The organism is Kribbella sp. NPDC059898, from assembly GCF_042730855.1.
Lineage (GTDB): Bacteria > Actinomycetota > Actinomycetes > Propionibacteriales > Kribbellaceae > Kribbella.
In genome coordinates, this window is record NZ_JBHWKR010000006.1 from 230,560 (window position 1) to 244,645 (window position 14,086).

Sequence of the window (14,086 nt, forward strand, 5' to 3'; positions counted from 1 at the left end):
CTGGGCCGGGATCGGAAGGTTTTAGTCGGATGAGTACTGTGCTGCCCGACCAGTTCGGGCACTTCGGCCGTTTCGGCGGCAGGTTCATGCCGGAGGCGCTGATCGCGCCGCTCGACGAGCTCACCACGGCGTGGCGCGAGGCGATGGCCGACCCGGAGTTCACCGGCGAGTTCGAGCGGATGCTGCGCGACTACATCGGCGCCCCGAGCCTGCTGTACGACGCGACCCGGCTGTCGGACGTGGCCGGTGCGCGGATCCTGCTGAAGCGCGAGGACCTGAACCACACCGGCGCGCACAAGATCCGGAACGCGATCGGCCAGGCGCTGCTGACCAAGCGGATGGGCAAGCCGCGGGTGATCGCCGAGACCGGCGCCGGCCAGCACGGCGTCGCGACCGCGACCGCCTGCGCGTACCTCGGCCTCGAGTGCGTGGTCTACATGGGCGAGGTCGACACCGAGCGGCAGGCGCTGAACGTGGCCCGGATGCGGCTGCTCGGCGCCGAGGTGATCTCGGTCAAGACCGGCAGCCGGACGCTGAAGGACGCGATCAACGAGGCGCTCCGCGACTGGGTCGCGAGCGTCGACAAGACCCACTACATCCTCGGTACGGCGGCCGGTTCGCACCCGTTCCCGGCGATGGTGCGCGACTTCGTCCGCGGCATCGGCGACGAGGCCCGCGAGCAGACGCTCGCGCTGACCGGCCAGCTGCCGGACGCCGCCGTCGCGGCGGTCGGCGGCGGGTCGAACGCGATCGGCCTGTTCACCGCGTTCATCCCGGACGAGTCCGTGAAGCTGTACGGCATCGAGCCGGGCGGCGACGGGTTCGAGACCGGCCGGCACGCGGCGACGATCACCGCCGGCCAGGTCGGCGTACTGCACGGTGCGCGGTCGTTCCTGCTGCAGGACGAGGACGGGCAGACGATCGAGTCGCACTCGATCTCGGCCGGGCTGGACTACCCGGGCGTCGGCCCGGAGCACGCGTGGCTGGCCGAGACCGGGCGGGCGACGTACCGGCCGATCACCGACGCCGAGGCGATGGACGCGTTCAAGCTGCTGTCGCGGACCGAGGGCATCATCCCGGCGATCGAGTCCGCGCACGCGGTCGCGGGCACGCTCGAGATCGCTCGCGAGTTGGGGCCGGAGGCAACCATCCTGGTGAACCTCTCGGGCCGCGGCGACAAGGACATGGACACGGCCGCGACCTGGTTCGGGCTGGGCGAGAAGGGATCCGGCGCATGAGCGACGTTGCCCTCGGCAAGGCCGGAGCCGCGATCCGGAAGGCGAACGACGCGGGCCGCGGCGCCTTCATCGGCTACCTGCCGGCCGGGTACCCGACGTACGACGGTGCGCTCGACGGGCTGAAGGCGCTCGTCGACGGCGGCGCCGACGTTGTCGAGCTCGGCCTGCCGTACAGCGACCCGGTGATGGACGGCGTCACGATCCAGCGGGCCACCGAGATCGCGCTCGCGGGCGGTCTGCGTACCCGCGACGTACTCAGCACGGTCGAGAAGCTCGCGGCGTACTCCGACGTGCCGGTGCTCGTGATGACGTACTGGAACCCGATCGAGCGGTACGGCGTGGACCGGTTCGCGGCGGACTTCGCCGGCGTCGGGGGAGCGGGGCTGATCACGCCCGACCTGATCCCGGACGAGGCCGCGGAGTGGACCGCGGCGGCCGACAAGCACGACCTGGACAAGGTGTTCCTGGTGTCGCCGTCTTCGACCGACGAGCGGATCGCGATGACCACCGCGGCCTGCCGCGGGTTCGTGTACGCGACCGCCGTGATGGGTGTCACCGGTGCCCGGGACAAGCCGTCGGAGCTGGCGGCGCCGCTGGTGGCCCGGACGCACGCGGCGACCGGCCTTCCGGTCGGTGTCGGTCTCGGCATCTCGAACGGCGACCAGGCGGCCGGTGTGACCGCGTTCGCGGACGCCGCGATCGTCGGTGCGGCACTCGTCCGGGCGCTCGGCGACGGCGGCCCGGCCGCCGTCCGAACGCTCGCCGAGGACCTGTCGGCAGGCGTCCGCAGGGAACCTCGCACACCCGCCGATCGTTAGTAGAGCCGTGAGTCGAACCAGGGCTGTGTCGTCAGGCAGAAGTGGCGCGCTGCTGTTGGCGGCGGTGGCTCTGCTCGCCCTCGCGGGCTGCAGCGGCAATCAGCAGAAGGCGGACAACCCCGGCGGAGCGATCATCCGCAGCAGCCAGGACCCGAACGGGATGCGCGGCGCCACGCTGGACCGGCCGTACTCGATGCCCGCGGCCACCTTGACCGACACGAACGGCGACCCGTTCAACCTGGTCACGTCGACGAAGAAGCCGGTCACGCTGGTGTTCTTCGGGTACACGAACTGCCCGGACGTGTGCCCGACCGTGATGGCCGACGTCGCGTCCGCACTGACCAAGCTGGACAAGCCGGTGCAGGACCAGATCCAGATGCTGTTCATCACCACCGACCCGGCCCGCGACACCGGGCCGGTGATGCGCAAGTACCTGGACCGCTTCGACCCGTCGTTCGTCGGGCTGACCGGTTCGCTGACGTCGATCAAGGACATCGCGAAGGCGGTCGGCGTACCGGTCGAGGGCATGCAGAAGCTGCCGTCCGGCGGGTACGAGGTCGGTCACGGAGCGCAGGTGATCGGCTTCGGGAAGAACGACAAGGCGAACGTGATCTGGCTGTCGAACGCCGCGATCGGCGACCTGGCGCACGACTTCGGGAAGCTGGTCGAGGACAACCAGTGAAGCGGCGGGGCTGGTTCGGCTGGGTCTCGCTCGGGGCGCGGTTGCTGCTCGGTGGCGTGATGCTGGTGGCCGGCGCGATGAAGGTCACCGATCCGGAGACGGCGGCGCAGGCGGTCCGCGCGTACGAACTGCTGCCGTCGTGGCTGGTGCAGCCGGTCGGCTGGGGGCTGCCGTTCCTGGAGATCGCGATCGGGCTGTTGCTGGTCGTCGGCTTCGGCGTCCGCGCCTCCGCCGTGGCCGCGGGTGTGTTCCTGCTCGTGTTCGTCGTCGCGGTGGCGTCGGCCTGGGCGCGCGGGTTGTCGATCGACTGCGGCTGTTTCGGCGGCGGCGGGCAGGTCGCGCCGGGAGAAACGAAGTACCTGCAGGAGATCCTGCGGGACGTCGGCCTGCTGGTGCTGGCCGGCTGGCTGTGGCTGTACCCGTCCAGTAAGTTCGCCGTCGTGTCCGAAACACCACAAGGAGTCACCGCGTCGTGAGCAATCCCGTGAATCCGTTGGCGCCGCAGCCGAAGCGCCGGATCTCACCCGGCATCGTCGTCGCGGTCGTCCTGGTGCTGGCGCTCGCCGCCGGGGTCGGCGTGCAGTACTACCGCGGTCACTCCAAGGTCGAGGTGGCGATGACCGACCGGGACGAGCCGGCCGTCATCACCGGCCCGGGCACCTCCGGGAAGGGCGTCACGGTCGGCAAGGCCGGCGCGAAGGTGACCATCGACCTGTACCTCGACTTCCGCTGCCCGCACTGCGCGGACTTCGAGAAGGAGAGCGGCGCGACCATCGACAAGCTGGTCGCGGACGGTACGGCGACGCTCACGTACTGGCCGCTGCAGTTCGTGAACCCGAGCGCCTCGCCCCGGCTGGCGAACGCGTTCGCCGCGGCCGCCGCGAACGGCAAGGCGCTGAGCTTCGCCGACGAGCTGTACGGCGACTTCGCGAAGTCCTGGACCACGGACCAGCTGCTCGAGCTCGGCAAGCAGCTCGACATCGACGACGCGAAGTACCAGCAGGCGCTGCAGGACACCACGTACGCGGGCTGGCTCGACTCGGTCGGGAAGGCCGCCGACGACCGCGGCGTGACCGGGACGCCGACCGTGTACCTGAACGGCAAGCAGCTCCCGACCGACCAGTTGACCGCCGAAGGCCTGCAGAAGGCCGTGGATGCGACCGCATCGTGACCGTGCGTTTGTGGCCGTGCCCGGACGGGTCGAGTAGCGTTCCCACTTGCCATGTCTAGTCTGAGTCTTGCCGTGACGGTTCCGGCGTTCATCCCCAGCCCGAGCCAGGGCGTCTGGCACCTTCTCGGCCTGCCGATCCGCGCGTACGCGCTGTGCATCCTGGCCGGCATCTTCGCCGGGTACTGGCTCGGCCGCCGCCGCTGGGTCGCCCGCGGCGGGTCCGCGCCGGTGCTCGCCGACATCATGTTCTGGGCGATCCCGTTCGGCCTGGTCGGTGCCCGGATCTACCACGTGATCACCGATGCCGAGCTGTACTTCGGCCCCGGCAAGCACCCGATCGACGCGCTGAAGATCTGGCACGGCGGACTGGGCATCTGGGGCGCCGTCGGGTTCGGCGCGCTCGGCGCCTGGATCGCCTGCCGGCGCGCGAAGGTGCCGTTCCTGGCGGTCGCGGACGCGATGGCGCCCGGGATCGCGCTGGCGCAGATCTTCGGCCGCTTCGGCAACTACTTCAACCAGGAGTTGTTCGGCCGTCCGACCACCAAGCCGTGGGGCCTGGAGATCTCTCCCGAACACCGCCCACCGGGCTTCGCCGACTTCGCGACGTTCCACCCGACGTTCCTCTACGAGGCGATCTGGAACCTCGGCGTCGTCGCACTGGTCCTCCTCGTCGACCGCCGCTTCAAACTCGGCCACGGCCGCGCGTTCTTCCTGTACGCCGCCGCCTACACCGCGGGCCGCGCCTGGATCGAGAACCTGCGCATCGACACCGTCAACCACATCTTCGGCCTCCGCCTGAACGTGTGGACCGCCCTCATCATGTTCGTCCTCGCCGTCATCGCCTTCATCCTCAGCGCCCGCCTCCGCCCCGGCCAGGAAAACCTCACCACCGGCCCCGCCGCCGGCACCCCCACCCCCGAAACCACGGCAGCGAACGGCGAGCCCGCGACCGCCGACGACCAGACCGCCGACGTACAGACCGCGACCACCCAGACCGCCGACGGCCAGACCGCCGACGGCCAGATCGCCGACGTACAGACCGCGACCGGCCAGACCGCGACCGGCCAGACCGCGGCCGGCACGGCGGACGCCGCCGACAGCGCCAACCCCACAACCACGACCGCCGCCAAAGACCAAGCCTCCTCGGCGAAGCCGGCCGGCGGGCCGGCTGCCGAGGAGACCCCCGGCCCGACCCACCACACCGGCGGCCGCCTCAAGTAGCGATCGGTTGGCTCTGGGTGAAGAGGCCGCTGTAGGCGTTCAGGGCGGGTTGGCCGCCGAGGTGGGCGTAGAGGACCGTTGAGGTCGGCGAGATGTCGCCGGTGCGGATCAGGTCGATCAATCCGGCCATCGACTTTCCTTCGTAGACCGGGTCGATGATCATGCCCTCGAGCTGCCCGGTCAGCCGGATCGCGTCGAGCGTCGACTGCACCGGTACGCCGTACTCGTCGCCCGCCCAGCCCTCCAGGACCGTGATCTCGTCGGCGCGCAGGTCGCGCCGCAGTCCGATCAAGGCGGCCGTCGCCCGGGCGATCCGTTCGACCTGGTCGCGGGTCTCCTGCAGCTTCGCGCTCGCGTCGATCCCGATCACCCGCCGCGGCCGGTCCTGCCCGGCGAACCCGGCGATCATCCCGGCATGTGTCGACCCGGTCACCGAGCAGACCACGATCGTGTCGAAGAAGACGCCGAGCTCCTGCTCCTGCTGCTGGACTTCGTACGCCCACTGAGCGAACCCGAGCCCGCCGAGGCGGTGGTCGGAGGCGCCGGCCGGGATCGCGTACGGCGTACCGCCGCGAGACCGCACGTCCTCGAGCGCCTGCTTCCAGCTGTCCTTGAACCCGATCCCGAACCCGGCCGGGTCGAGCCGCACCTCGGCGCCCATGATCCGGCTGAGCAGGATGTTGCCGACCCGGTCGTTCAGCGCGTCCGGCCAGTCGACCCAGTTCTCCTGCACCAGCACGGCCTTCAGCCCCACCTTCGCGGCGACAGCGGCGACCTGGCGGGTGTGGTTCGACTGGTACCCGCCGATCGACACAAGCGTGTCCGCACCCTGCGCGAGCGCGTCCGGGATCAGGTACTCCAGCTTCCGCGTCTTGTTCCCGCCGTACGCAAGCCCCGAGTTGCAGTCCTCCCGCTTGACCCACACCTTCGCACCCCCGAGGTACGCCGACAACCGCTCCAGCGGATGCACCGGGCTCGGCCCGAACAGCAGGGGGTACCGCGGAAAATCGCTGAGAGCCATTGGTGTTCCTCCACTAGGGTCGGCGGGATGTTCCCAGGTGCGATCGAAGTCGTCCCGGCCACGTACCTCGACCAGCTAGGCACCATCTTCGCCCGCTTCGCCCCGAAGGACTCGGGCAACATTTCGTACGGACTGCAGACCGCCACCGACCGGTACTTCGTGAAGACCGCCGGTGACGCGACCGACGCGTACGTGAATTTCCCCGATCGTGTCGCTCTGCTCCGCAACGCGATCGAACTGGCGGAGTCTGTCCCACACCCGGTATTACCTGCTCTGCACGCGGTGATCGAGTCCCCGTCCGGCCCGCTGCTCGTGTACGAGTGGCGCGACGGCGAACTGTTCGGCGACTCCACCAGCCGCGAGCGCTTCCACGCGCTCCCCACCGCGGAGATCCTCGCCGCCGTCAACGCCCTGTACGACCTGCACGCCGCACTGGACGCAGCCGGCTGGGTCGAGTGCGACTTCTACAACTCGTCGATGCTCTACGACTTCCCGGCGCATCGCCTGACGGTCTTCGACCTGGACCTGTATCACCGCGGTCCGACCCGCAACACCATGGGCCGGATGTTCGGCTCCAGCAGCTACATGGCGCCGGAGCAGCACGTCCTCGGCGCGCCGATCGACACCCGTACCACCGCGTACGTGATGGCTCGAGCCGGTCAGCTCCTGTTACCTGACCCGCCGCAACCCGTGGCCGACGTGCTCATCGAAGCCACCACGACCCGGTTCCCCAGCTACCAGGCGTTCTACGCAGCGTGGCTGACCGCCTCGTCAACGATCGACGCCAGCCGCCCCAACCGCTCCACGTGATCGCCGGCGCCGGTTCGCCCCAGCGCCCAGGCGGCTCGAGAAACCCCGGTGTACGCCGCGACCAGCGCCGCCCCACCGCGCACATCGCCGCTGGGCGGCGCCGACGGGAGGTGGTGCGTGCGGCTCGCGCCAGCCTCGTGGGCGGCGACGAGGTCGTCCAGCGGGACATCCGTGCCGAGCAGCAGGTAACCCAGGTCGAAGCCGGCCGGGCCCAGGCCGAACTGTTCCCAGTCGATCGCGATCACGTCGTCGCCGTCCCGGCCTAGGAGGTTTGCCGGGTGGGCGTCACCGTGCGTGGGCACCCGGGGGAGCGCGTCCAGAACCTCCAGCGCGGTCTCGCGGCGTGCCCACAAGGCCTGGATCGCCGGCGTCGACAAACCACCCAGCGCCGCCCAGCCGCCGCGGCGCTCCACGGTCCTCAGACGGTCCCGGAGTACGTTGCGAGCACCCCAGTCGGGCTCGGGCACGGAACAGGCCGAGAACCGCCCCAGAGCCTCAGCCAGTGCCTCCGGAGCCCACTCGTACGGCGCGACGTGCGCCATCCGGAGCGTGATGCCGTCCGCGTCCCGTTCCAGGCCCCTACACACCGGCGCCCGGAGACCCGCCGTACGGGCAACAACACCCGACTCGGCGACCAGCGCCTGCCGCTCCCAGTAGGCGTGGTGACGCGGTTCGGTCACGCCGCTGACCAGGCGTTTCACCACTTCGCCACCTGGCGTCCGCCACACGCCGCCGGTCGCCTGGCCGATGCCGGCGGTGAGCGGTTGCCAGTCGGGGGAGGGCTGCCAGGACATGGTTCCGGCCTATCAGTCCCGGCAAGTGAATTTCCGGTGCTGTGGGTGGTTGCGGAGGCGGTCGGCTGGGAAGATAGGAGGCTACTAGTGAGCGCTTGCTTACTGAGGGTCATCAAGGCGTTGCGCGGTGGACAGGAAGTCCATTTGGCGGGCGTCATGAGGTAGTCTCGGGACTCCCGGCTTGGGCCAGTGTTGTCCCGCGGCCAGTTGTTTTTGACCGTAGGACGACGGGAGCTCCTGAATGTTCGGTGTCCCCCCATTCCCGAGCGAGGGTCTGTACGACGGCAAGCACGAGCACGACGCGTGCGGTGTGGCCTTCGTCGCGACCCTGACCGGTGAACCGAGCCACGACATCGTGGCCAAGGCCTTGACCGCCCTGCGGAACCTCGAGCACCGTGGCGCGTCCGGTGCCGAGCCCGACTCCGGTGACGGTGCCGGCATCCTGATCCAGGTGCCGGACGCCTTCTACCGGAAGGCGTGTGACTTCGAGCTGCCGGCGCCGCACAGCTATGCGACCGGTATCGCGTTCCTGCCGGCGGACCCGGACGACGCCGCGAAGGCGGTCGACCGGATCGAGGAGCTGGCGGCGGAGGAGCAGCTGACGGTCGTCGGCTGGCGGGACATCCCGACCACGCCGGACCTGCTCGGTGCGACCGCGCGCTCGGTGATGCCGACGTTCAAGCAGCTGTTCGTGACCGCGAAGGCGGGCCGCGTGCTCGGCCTGGCGCTGGAGCGGATGGCCTTCCGGCTGCGCAAGCGCGCCGAGAAGGAGACCACGACGTACTTCCCGTCGTTGTCCGGCCGGACCATCACCTACAAGGGGATGCTGACCACCGACCAGCTCGACAAGTTCTTCCCGGAGCTGACCGACCCGGACCTGGCGTCCGCGATCGGCGTCGTGCACAGCCGGTTCTCGACGAACACGTTCCCGTCCTGGCCGCTGGCCCACCCGTACCGGTACATCGCCCACAACGGCGAGATCAACACCGTCCAGGGCAACCGGAACTGGATGCGCGCCCGCGAGGCCCTGCTCTCGAGCGACTTGATTCCTGGTGACCTCGAGCAGCTCTACCCGATCTGTACGCCGGAGGCGTCCGACTCCGCGTCGTTCGACGAGGTCCTGGAGCTCCTGCACCTCGGTGGCCGCTCGTTGCCGCACGCGATGCTGATGATGATCCCGGAGGCGTGGGAGAACGCCACCACGATGGACGCGAAGCGGCGCGCGTTCTACGAGTTCCACTCGACGCTGATGGAGCCGTGGGACGGCCCGGCGTCGGTGGTCTTCTCCGACGGTACGAAGGTCGGCGCGGTGCTGGACCGCAACGGTCTGCGCCCTTCGCGGTACTGGGTCACCGACGACGGTCTCGTCGTGCTCGCGTCCGAGGCCGGTGTACTGGACATCGACCCGGCGACCGTGACCGAGAAGGGCCGGCTCGAGCCGGGCCGGATCTTCCTGGTCGACGTCGACGCGCACCGGATCATCACCGACACCGAGGTGAAGAACGCCCTCGCGACCGAGCACCCGTACGACGAGTGGCTGCACGCCGGACTGATCCGGTTCGAGGACCTGCACGAGCGCGAGCACGTCGTCCACAGCCACGCGTCGGTGGCCCGCCGCCAGCAGGTGTTCGGGTACACCGAAGAGGAGCTGCGGCTCATCCTCACCCCGATGGCGCGGACCGGTGCCGAGCCGATCGGCTCGATGGGGACCGACACCCCGATCGCGGTGCTGAGCGACCGGCCGCGGCTGCTGTTCGACTACTTCGCGCAGCTGTTCGCGCAGGTCACGAACCCGCCGCTGGACGCGATCCGCGAGGAGCTGGTGACCTCGCTGTCGTCCAGCCTCGGCCCGGAGGCCAACCTGCTCAACCCGAGCCCGGCGTCCTGCCGGCAGGTGGTGATCCCGTTCCCGGTGATCACCAACGACGAGCTGGCCAAGCTCCGGCACATCAACCTCGACGGCGACATGCCCGGCCTGGCCACCACGGTGCTGCGCGGCGTGTACGACGTGGAGGGCGGCGGCGAGGCGCTCCGGACCCGGCTCGACGAGCTGTGCGCCGAGGCGAGCGCCGCGATCACCGACGGCGCCCGGATCCTGGTGCTGTCCGACCGGCACTCGAACGCGGACAGCGCGCCGATCCCGTCGCTGCTGCTGACGTCGGCGATCCACCACCACCTGGTCCGGGAGAAGACCCGTACCCAGGTCGGCCTGGTCGTCGAGGCCGGTGACGTCCGCGAGGTCCACCACGTCGCGCTCCTGATGGGGTACGGCGCGGCCGCGATCAACCCGTACCTGGCGCTGGAGTCCGTCGAGGACCTGTGCCGCCAGGGCACCTACCTGCCGGGCATCGAGCCGGAGCAGGCGGTCCGCAACGTGGTGAAGTCGCTCGGCAAGGGCGTCCTCAAGGTGATGTCGAAGATGGGTGTCTCGACCGTTGCGTCGTACACGGGTGCCCAGATCTTCGAGGCGAACGGGCTGTCCCCGTTCCTGGTCGACATCTACTTCACCGGTACGTCGTCGCGGATCGGCGGCGTCGGCCTGGACACGATCGCCGAGGAGGTCCGCCGCCGGCACCTGCGCGCGTACCCGGCGGACGGGATCCTGCCCGCGCACCGCAAGCTCGAGATCGGCGGCGAGTACCAGTGGCGCCGCGAGGGCGAGCCGCACCTGTTCGACCCGGACACGGTGTTCCGGCTGCAGCACAGCACTCGCACCGGGCGGTACGACATCTTCAAGCAGTACACGTCCCGGGTGAACGAGCAGTCCGAGCGGCTGATGACGCTGCGCGGCCTGTTCGGGTTCACGTCGGACCGGCAGCCGATCCCGATCGACGAGGTCGAGCCGATCAGCGAGATCGTCAAGCGGTTCTCCACCGGCGCGATGAGCTACGGCTCGATCAGCATGGAGGCGCACCAGACGCTCGCGATCGCGATGAACCAGTTGGGTGGCAAGTCGAACACCGGTGAGGGCGGCGAGGACGCCGACCGGCTGTACGACCCGGCCCGGCGGAGCTCGATCAAGCAGGTGGCGTCCGGCCGGTTCGGTGTGACCGCGGAGTACCTGACGAACTCCGACGACATCCAGATCAAGATGGCGCAGGGCGCGAAGCCCGGCGAGGGCGGGCAGCTGCCCGGCCCGAAGGTGTACCCGTGGGTGGCCAGCACCCGGCACTCGACGCCCGGCGTCGGCCTGATCTCGCCGCCGCCGCACCACGACATCTACTCGATCGAGGACCTGGCGCAGCTGATCCACGACCTGAAGAACGCGAACCCGCGGGCGCGGATCCACGTGAAGCTGGTCTCCGAGGTCGGCGTCGGCACGATCGCGGCCGGTGTCTCCAAGGCGCACGCGGACGTCGTACTGATCTCCGGCCACGACGGCGGTACCGGTGCGGCGCCGCTGACCTCGCTGAAGCACGCGGGCGGTCCGTGGGAGCTCGGCCTCGCCGAGACCCAGCAGACCCTGCTGCTGAACGGGTTGCGGGACCGGATCGTGGTCCAGACCGACGGCCAGCTGAAGACCGGGCGGGACGTCGTGATCGCGGCGCTCCTCGGCGCCGAGGAGTACGGTTTCGCGACCGCTCCGCTGGTCGTGTCGGGCTGCATCATGATGCGCGTCTGCCACCTGGACACTTGCCCGGTCGGCGTCGCGACGCAGAACCCGGTGCTGCGCGAGCGGTTCTCCGGCAAGCCGGAGTTCGTGGTGAACTTCTTCGAGTTCATCGCCGAGGAGGTCCGCGAGTACCTGGCGGAGCTCGGCTTCCGGACGCTGGACGAGGCGATCGGGCACGCCGAAGTCCTCGACATCGAGCGCGCGGTCGACCACTGGAAGGCCGACGGGCTCGACCTGTCGCCGATCCTGCACGTGCCGGCCCTGCCGGAGGGCGCGGCCCTGCACCAGACCGTCGAGCAGAACCACGGGCTGGACAAGGCACTCGACAACGAGCTGATCCGGATCTGCCGGCCCGCGCTCGAGAACGGCGAACCGGTCCGGGCGCAGGTCGCGATCCGGAACGTGAACCGGACCGTCGGCACGATGCTCGGCCACGAGATCACCAAGCGGTACCAGGCCGCCGGTCTCGCGGACGGGACGATCGACCTGACCTTCACCGGGTCGGCCGGCAACTCGTTCGCCGCGTTCGTGCCGCGCGGGGTCACCCTGCGGCTCGAGGGTGACGCCAACGACTACGTCGGCAAGGGACTGTCCGGCGGCCGGGTGGTCATCCGGCCGGACCGCAAGGCCCGGTTCGACGCCGCCGACCAGATCATCGCCGGCAACGTGATCGCGTACGGCGCGACGTCCGGCGAGCTGTTCATCAGCGGCGGCGCGGGGCAGCGGTTCTGCGTCCGGAACTCCGGTGCCACCGCGGTCGTCGAGGCGGTCGGCGACCACGCCTGCGAGTACATGACCGGCGGACGGGTCGTCGTCCTGGGCGCCGTCGGCCGGAACTTCGCGGCGGGTATGTCGGGCGGCGTGGCCCACGTACTCGACCTGGACCCCGCGCTGGTCAACCCGGAGCTGGTCGACCTGCGGCCGGCCGACGAGGCCGAGTCCGAGCTGCTGCGGGACCTGGTCCGGCGGCACCACGAGGAGACCGGCTCGGAACGGGCGGCGAAACTGCTCGCCGACTGGGCCGCCGCCGGTCCGCGTTTCACCACAGTGATGCCGCGCGACTACGCCCGGGTGCTGGCGGCCAAGGCGGCCGCCGAGCGCGACGGGCTGGACGAGGACGCGACCACGCGAGCGATGATGGAGGCCATCTGATGGCTGACCCCAAGGGATTCCTGACCACCGGCCGCGAGGTCGCCGACCGGCGGCCGGTCGCGGAGCGGGTGCAGGACTGGAAAGAGGTCTACCCCGGCGGGCCCGGCAAGGCGTTGCTGCCGATCATCACCAAGCAGGCCGGCCGCTGCATGGACTGCGGCATCCCGTTCTGCCACAACGGCTGCCCGCTGGGCAACCTGATCCCGGAGTGGAACGACCTGGTCTGGCGGGACGACTGGTCGTCGGCGATCGAGCGGTTGCACGCCACCAACAACTTCCCGGAGTTCACCGGGCGGCTGTGCCCGGCGCCGTGCGAGACCGCCTGCGTGCTCGGCATCAACCAGGACCCGGTGACGATCAAGAACGTCGAGGTCGCGATCATCGACAAGGCCTGGGAGACCGGCGACGTCAAGCCGCAGCCGCCCGAATGGCTGACCGGTAAGACGATCGCGGTCGTCGGGTCCGGCCCGGCCGGCCTGGCCGCGGCCCAGCAGCTGACCCGCGCGGGGCACACGGTCGCGGTGTACGAACGCGCCGACAAGCCCGGCGGCCTGCTGCGGTACGGCATCCCCGAGTTCAAGATGGAGAAGGAACAGGTCGACCGCCGCATCCAGCAGATGAAGGACGAGGGCACGGTCTTCCGCTCCGGCGTCAACGTCGGCGTGGACGTCACCGGGACCCAGCTCAAGCAGCGGTACGACGCGGTCGTGATAGCGACCGGCTCCACCGCCGCGCGCGACCTGCCGGTACCGGGCCGCGAGTACGGCGGGATCCACCAGGCGATGGAGTACCTGCCGCAGTCGAACCGAGTCGCGCTCGGGCAGACCGTCGAGGACCAGATCGTTGCCACCGGCAAGGACGTGGTGATCATCGGCGGCGGCGACACCGGCGCCGACTGCCTCGGTACGGCGCACCGTCAGGGCGCCCGGTCCGTGACCCAGCTGGAGATCATGCCGCGGCCCTCCGAGGAGCGCCCGGGCAACCAGCCGTGGCCGACGTACCCGATGATCTACCGGGTCGCGTCCGCGCACGAGGAGGGCGGCGACCGGGTGTACGCCGTCTCCACGGTGAACTTCGAAGCCGATGCCGACGGCAACGTGTCGGGGCTGAACCTGGTCGAGGTCGAGTTCAAGGACGGTCGCTTCACCCCGGTCGAGGGCTCGGAGCGGACCATCCCGGCGCAGCTCGTGCTGCTGGCCATGGGATTCCTCGGCCCGGAGCGCGAGGGCTTCCTCGAGCAGCTCGGCGTCGAGCTCGACGAGCGCGGCAACGTCAAGCGGGACAAGCAGTACCAGACCTCGGTCAAAGGGGTGTTCGCCTGCGGCGACGCCGGCCGCGGTCAGTCGCTGATCGTCTGGGCAATCGCCGAGGGCCGGTCCTGCGCCGGCGGCGTGGACGCGCACCTCACCGGCTCGTCGACCCTGCCGACCCCGATCCCTCCGACGGCACGCCCCCTGGCCGTCTGACCCAAGTCCTCCCACCGAGAGCCATTTCAGTGGTTAACCCGGCAAAGTGCCCGTTCCCGCACCGCATGCGCGAGGTGAACGGGCACGGCGACGGGTTAAC

At 70.1% G+C, this 14,086-nt stretch carries 11 protein-coding genes; 9 read left to right on the plus strand and 2 right to left on the minus strand.

The window, feature by feature from the left end:
- The first annotated feature begins 29 nt into the window (after positions 1-29).
- Genes trpB through lgt form a run of 6 tightly spaced genes read left to right on the plus strand, consistent with a single transcriptional unit; the run spans position 30 to position 5,130 of the window.
- The gene (gene trpB, locus ACFV9C_RS20995) at positions 30-1,238 is read left to right on the plus strand and encodes a tryptophan synthase subunit beta (protein ID WP_380195873.1); all 1,209 of its coding nucleotides are present in this window, start codon (positions 30-32) and stop codon (positions 1,236-1,238) included.
- Positions 1,235-2,056, plus strand: a complete 822-nt coding sequence (gene trpA / locus ACFV9C_RS21000; RefSeq protein ID WP_380195875.1) for a tryptophan synthase subunit alpha — start codon at positions 1,235-1,237, stop codon at positions 2,054-2,056. Before trpB ends, trpA begins: the two co-directional genes overlap by 4 nt.
- 7 nt (positions 2,057-2,063) lie before the next feature.
- Complete coding sequence (locus ACFV9C_RS21005; protein ID WP_380195877.1) at positions 2,064-2,738, plus strand: SCO family protein; 675 nt, start codon at positions 2,064-2,066, stop codon at positions 2,736-2,738.
- Positions 2,735-3,214, plus strand: coding sequence for a MauE/DoxX family redox-associated membrane protein (locus ACFV9C_RS21010; RefSeq protein ID WP_380195879.1), 480 nt, complete (start codon positions 2,735-2,737; stop codon positions 3,212-3,214). Before ACFV9C_RS21005 ends, ACFV9C_RS21010 begins: the two co-directional genes overlap by 4 nt.
- Complete coding sequence (locus ACFV9C_RS21015) at positions 3,211-3,909, plus strand: DsbA family protein (protein ID WP_380195880.1); 699 nt, start codon at positions 3,211-3,213, stop codon at positions 3,907-3,909. The genes ACFV9C_RS21010 and ACFV9C_RS21015 overlap by 4 nt, the downstream gene beginning before the upstream one ends.
- A 51-nt stretch (positions 3,910-3,960) precedes the next feature.
- A complete protein-coding gene (gene lgt, locus ACFV9C_RS21020; RefSeq protein ID WP_380195882.1) occupies positions 3,961-5,130 on the plus strand; it encodes a prolipoprotein diacylglyceryl transferase in 1,170 nt (389 codons plus the stop codon).
- Here the strand turns inward: lgt and ACFV9C_RS21025 are convergent.
- The gene (locus tag ACFV9C_RS21025; protein ID WP_380195884.1) at positions 5,123-6,151 is read right to left on the minus strand and encodes a 1-aminocyclopropane-1-carboxylate deaminase; all 1,029 of its coding nucleotides are present in this window, start codon (positions 6,149-6,151) and stop codon (positions 5,123-5,125) included. The two genes, lgt and ACFV9C_RS21025, sit on opposite strands and share 8 nt — an antisense overlap.
- A 27-nt stretch (positions 6,152-6,178) precedes the next feature.
- On the opposite strand from ACFV9C_RS21025, the gene ACFV9C_RS21030 reads away from it, so the two are divergent.
- Positions 6,179-6,961 carry a hypothetical protein gene (locus tag ACFV9C_RS21030; protein WP_380195885.1) on the plus strand — a complete coding sequence of 261 codons (783 nt, stop codon included), beginning with the start codon at positions 6,179-6,181 and terminating at the stop codon, positions 6,959-6,961.
- Here ACFV9C_RS21030 and ACFV9C_RS21035 read toward each other — a convergent pair.
- Entirely contained in the window at positions 6,898-7,755 is an 858-nt protein-coding gene (locus ACFV9C_RS21035; RefSeq protein WP_380195887.1) for a phosphotransferase family protein, read from the minus strand. The genes ACFV9C_RS21030 and ACFV9C_RS21035 overlap by 64 nt on opposite strands.
- 241 nt (positions 7,756-7,996) lie before the next feature.
- Here ACFV9C_RS21035 and gltB point away from each other — a divergent pair, with 241 nt between their 5' ends.
- Entirely contained in the window at positions 7,997-12,520 is a 4,524-nt protein-coding gene (gltB, locus tag ACFV9C_RS21040; RefSeq protein ID WP_380195889.1) for a glutamate synthase large subunit, read from the plus strand.
- Positions 12,520-13,986, plus strand: a complete 1,467-nt coding sequence (locus ACFV9C_RS21045) for a glutamate synthase subunit beta (RefSeq protein ID WP_380195891.1) — start codon at positions 12,520-12,522, stop codon at positions 13,984-13,986. The genes gltB and ACFV9C_RS21045 overlap by 1 nt, the downstream gene beginning before the upstream one ends.
- Positions 13,987-14,086: the final 100 nt, after the last annotated feature.

Excerpts from the sequence above, each read along its gene's own strand:
- trpB (WP_380195873.1), top strand. The coding sequence starts at position 30 with ATGAGTACTGTGCTGCCCGACCAGTTCGGGCACTTCGGCCGTTTCGGC.
- trpA (WP_380195875.1), top strand. The coding sequence starts at position 1,235 with ATGAGCGACGTTGCCCTCGGCAAGGCCGGAGCCGCGATCCGGAAGGCG.
- lgt (WP_380195882.1), top strand. The coding sequence starts at position 3,961 with ATGTCTAGTCTGAGTCTTGCCGTGACGGTTCCGGCGTTCATCCCCAGC.
- ACFV9C_RS21025 (WP_380195884.1), bottom strand. The coding sequence starts at position 6,151 with ATGGCTCTCAGCGATTTTCCGCGGTACCCCCTGCTGTTCGGGCCGAGC.
- ACFV9C_RS21030 (WP_380195885.1), top strand. The coding sequence starts at position 6,179 with ATGTTCCCAGGTGCGATCGAAGTCGTCCCGGCCACGTACCTCGACCAG.
- ACFV9C_RS21035 (WP_380195887.1), bottom strand. The coding sequence starts at position 7,755 with ATGTCCTGGCAGCCCTCCCCCGACTGGCAACCGCTCACCGCCGGCATC.
- gltB (WP_380195889.1), top strand. The coding sequence starts at position 7,997 with ATGTTCGGTGTCCCCCCATTCCCGAGCGAGGGTCTGTACGACGGCAAG.
- ACFV9C_RS21045 (WP_380195891.1), top strand. The coding sequence starts at position 12,520 with ATGGCTGACCCCAAGGGATTCCTGACCACCGGCCGCGAGGTCGCCGAC.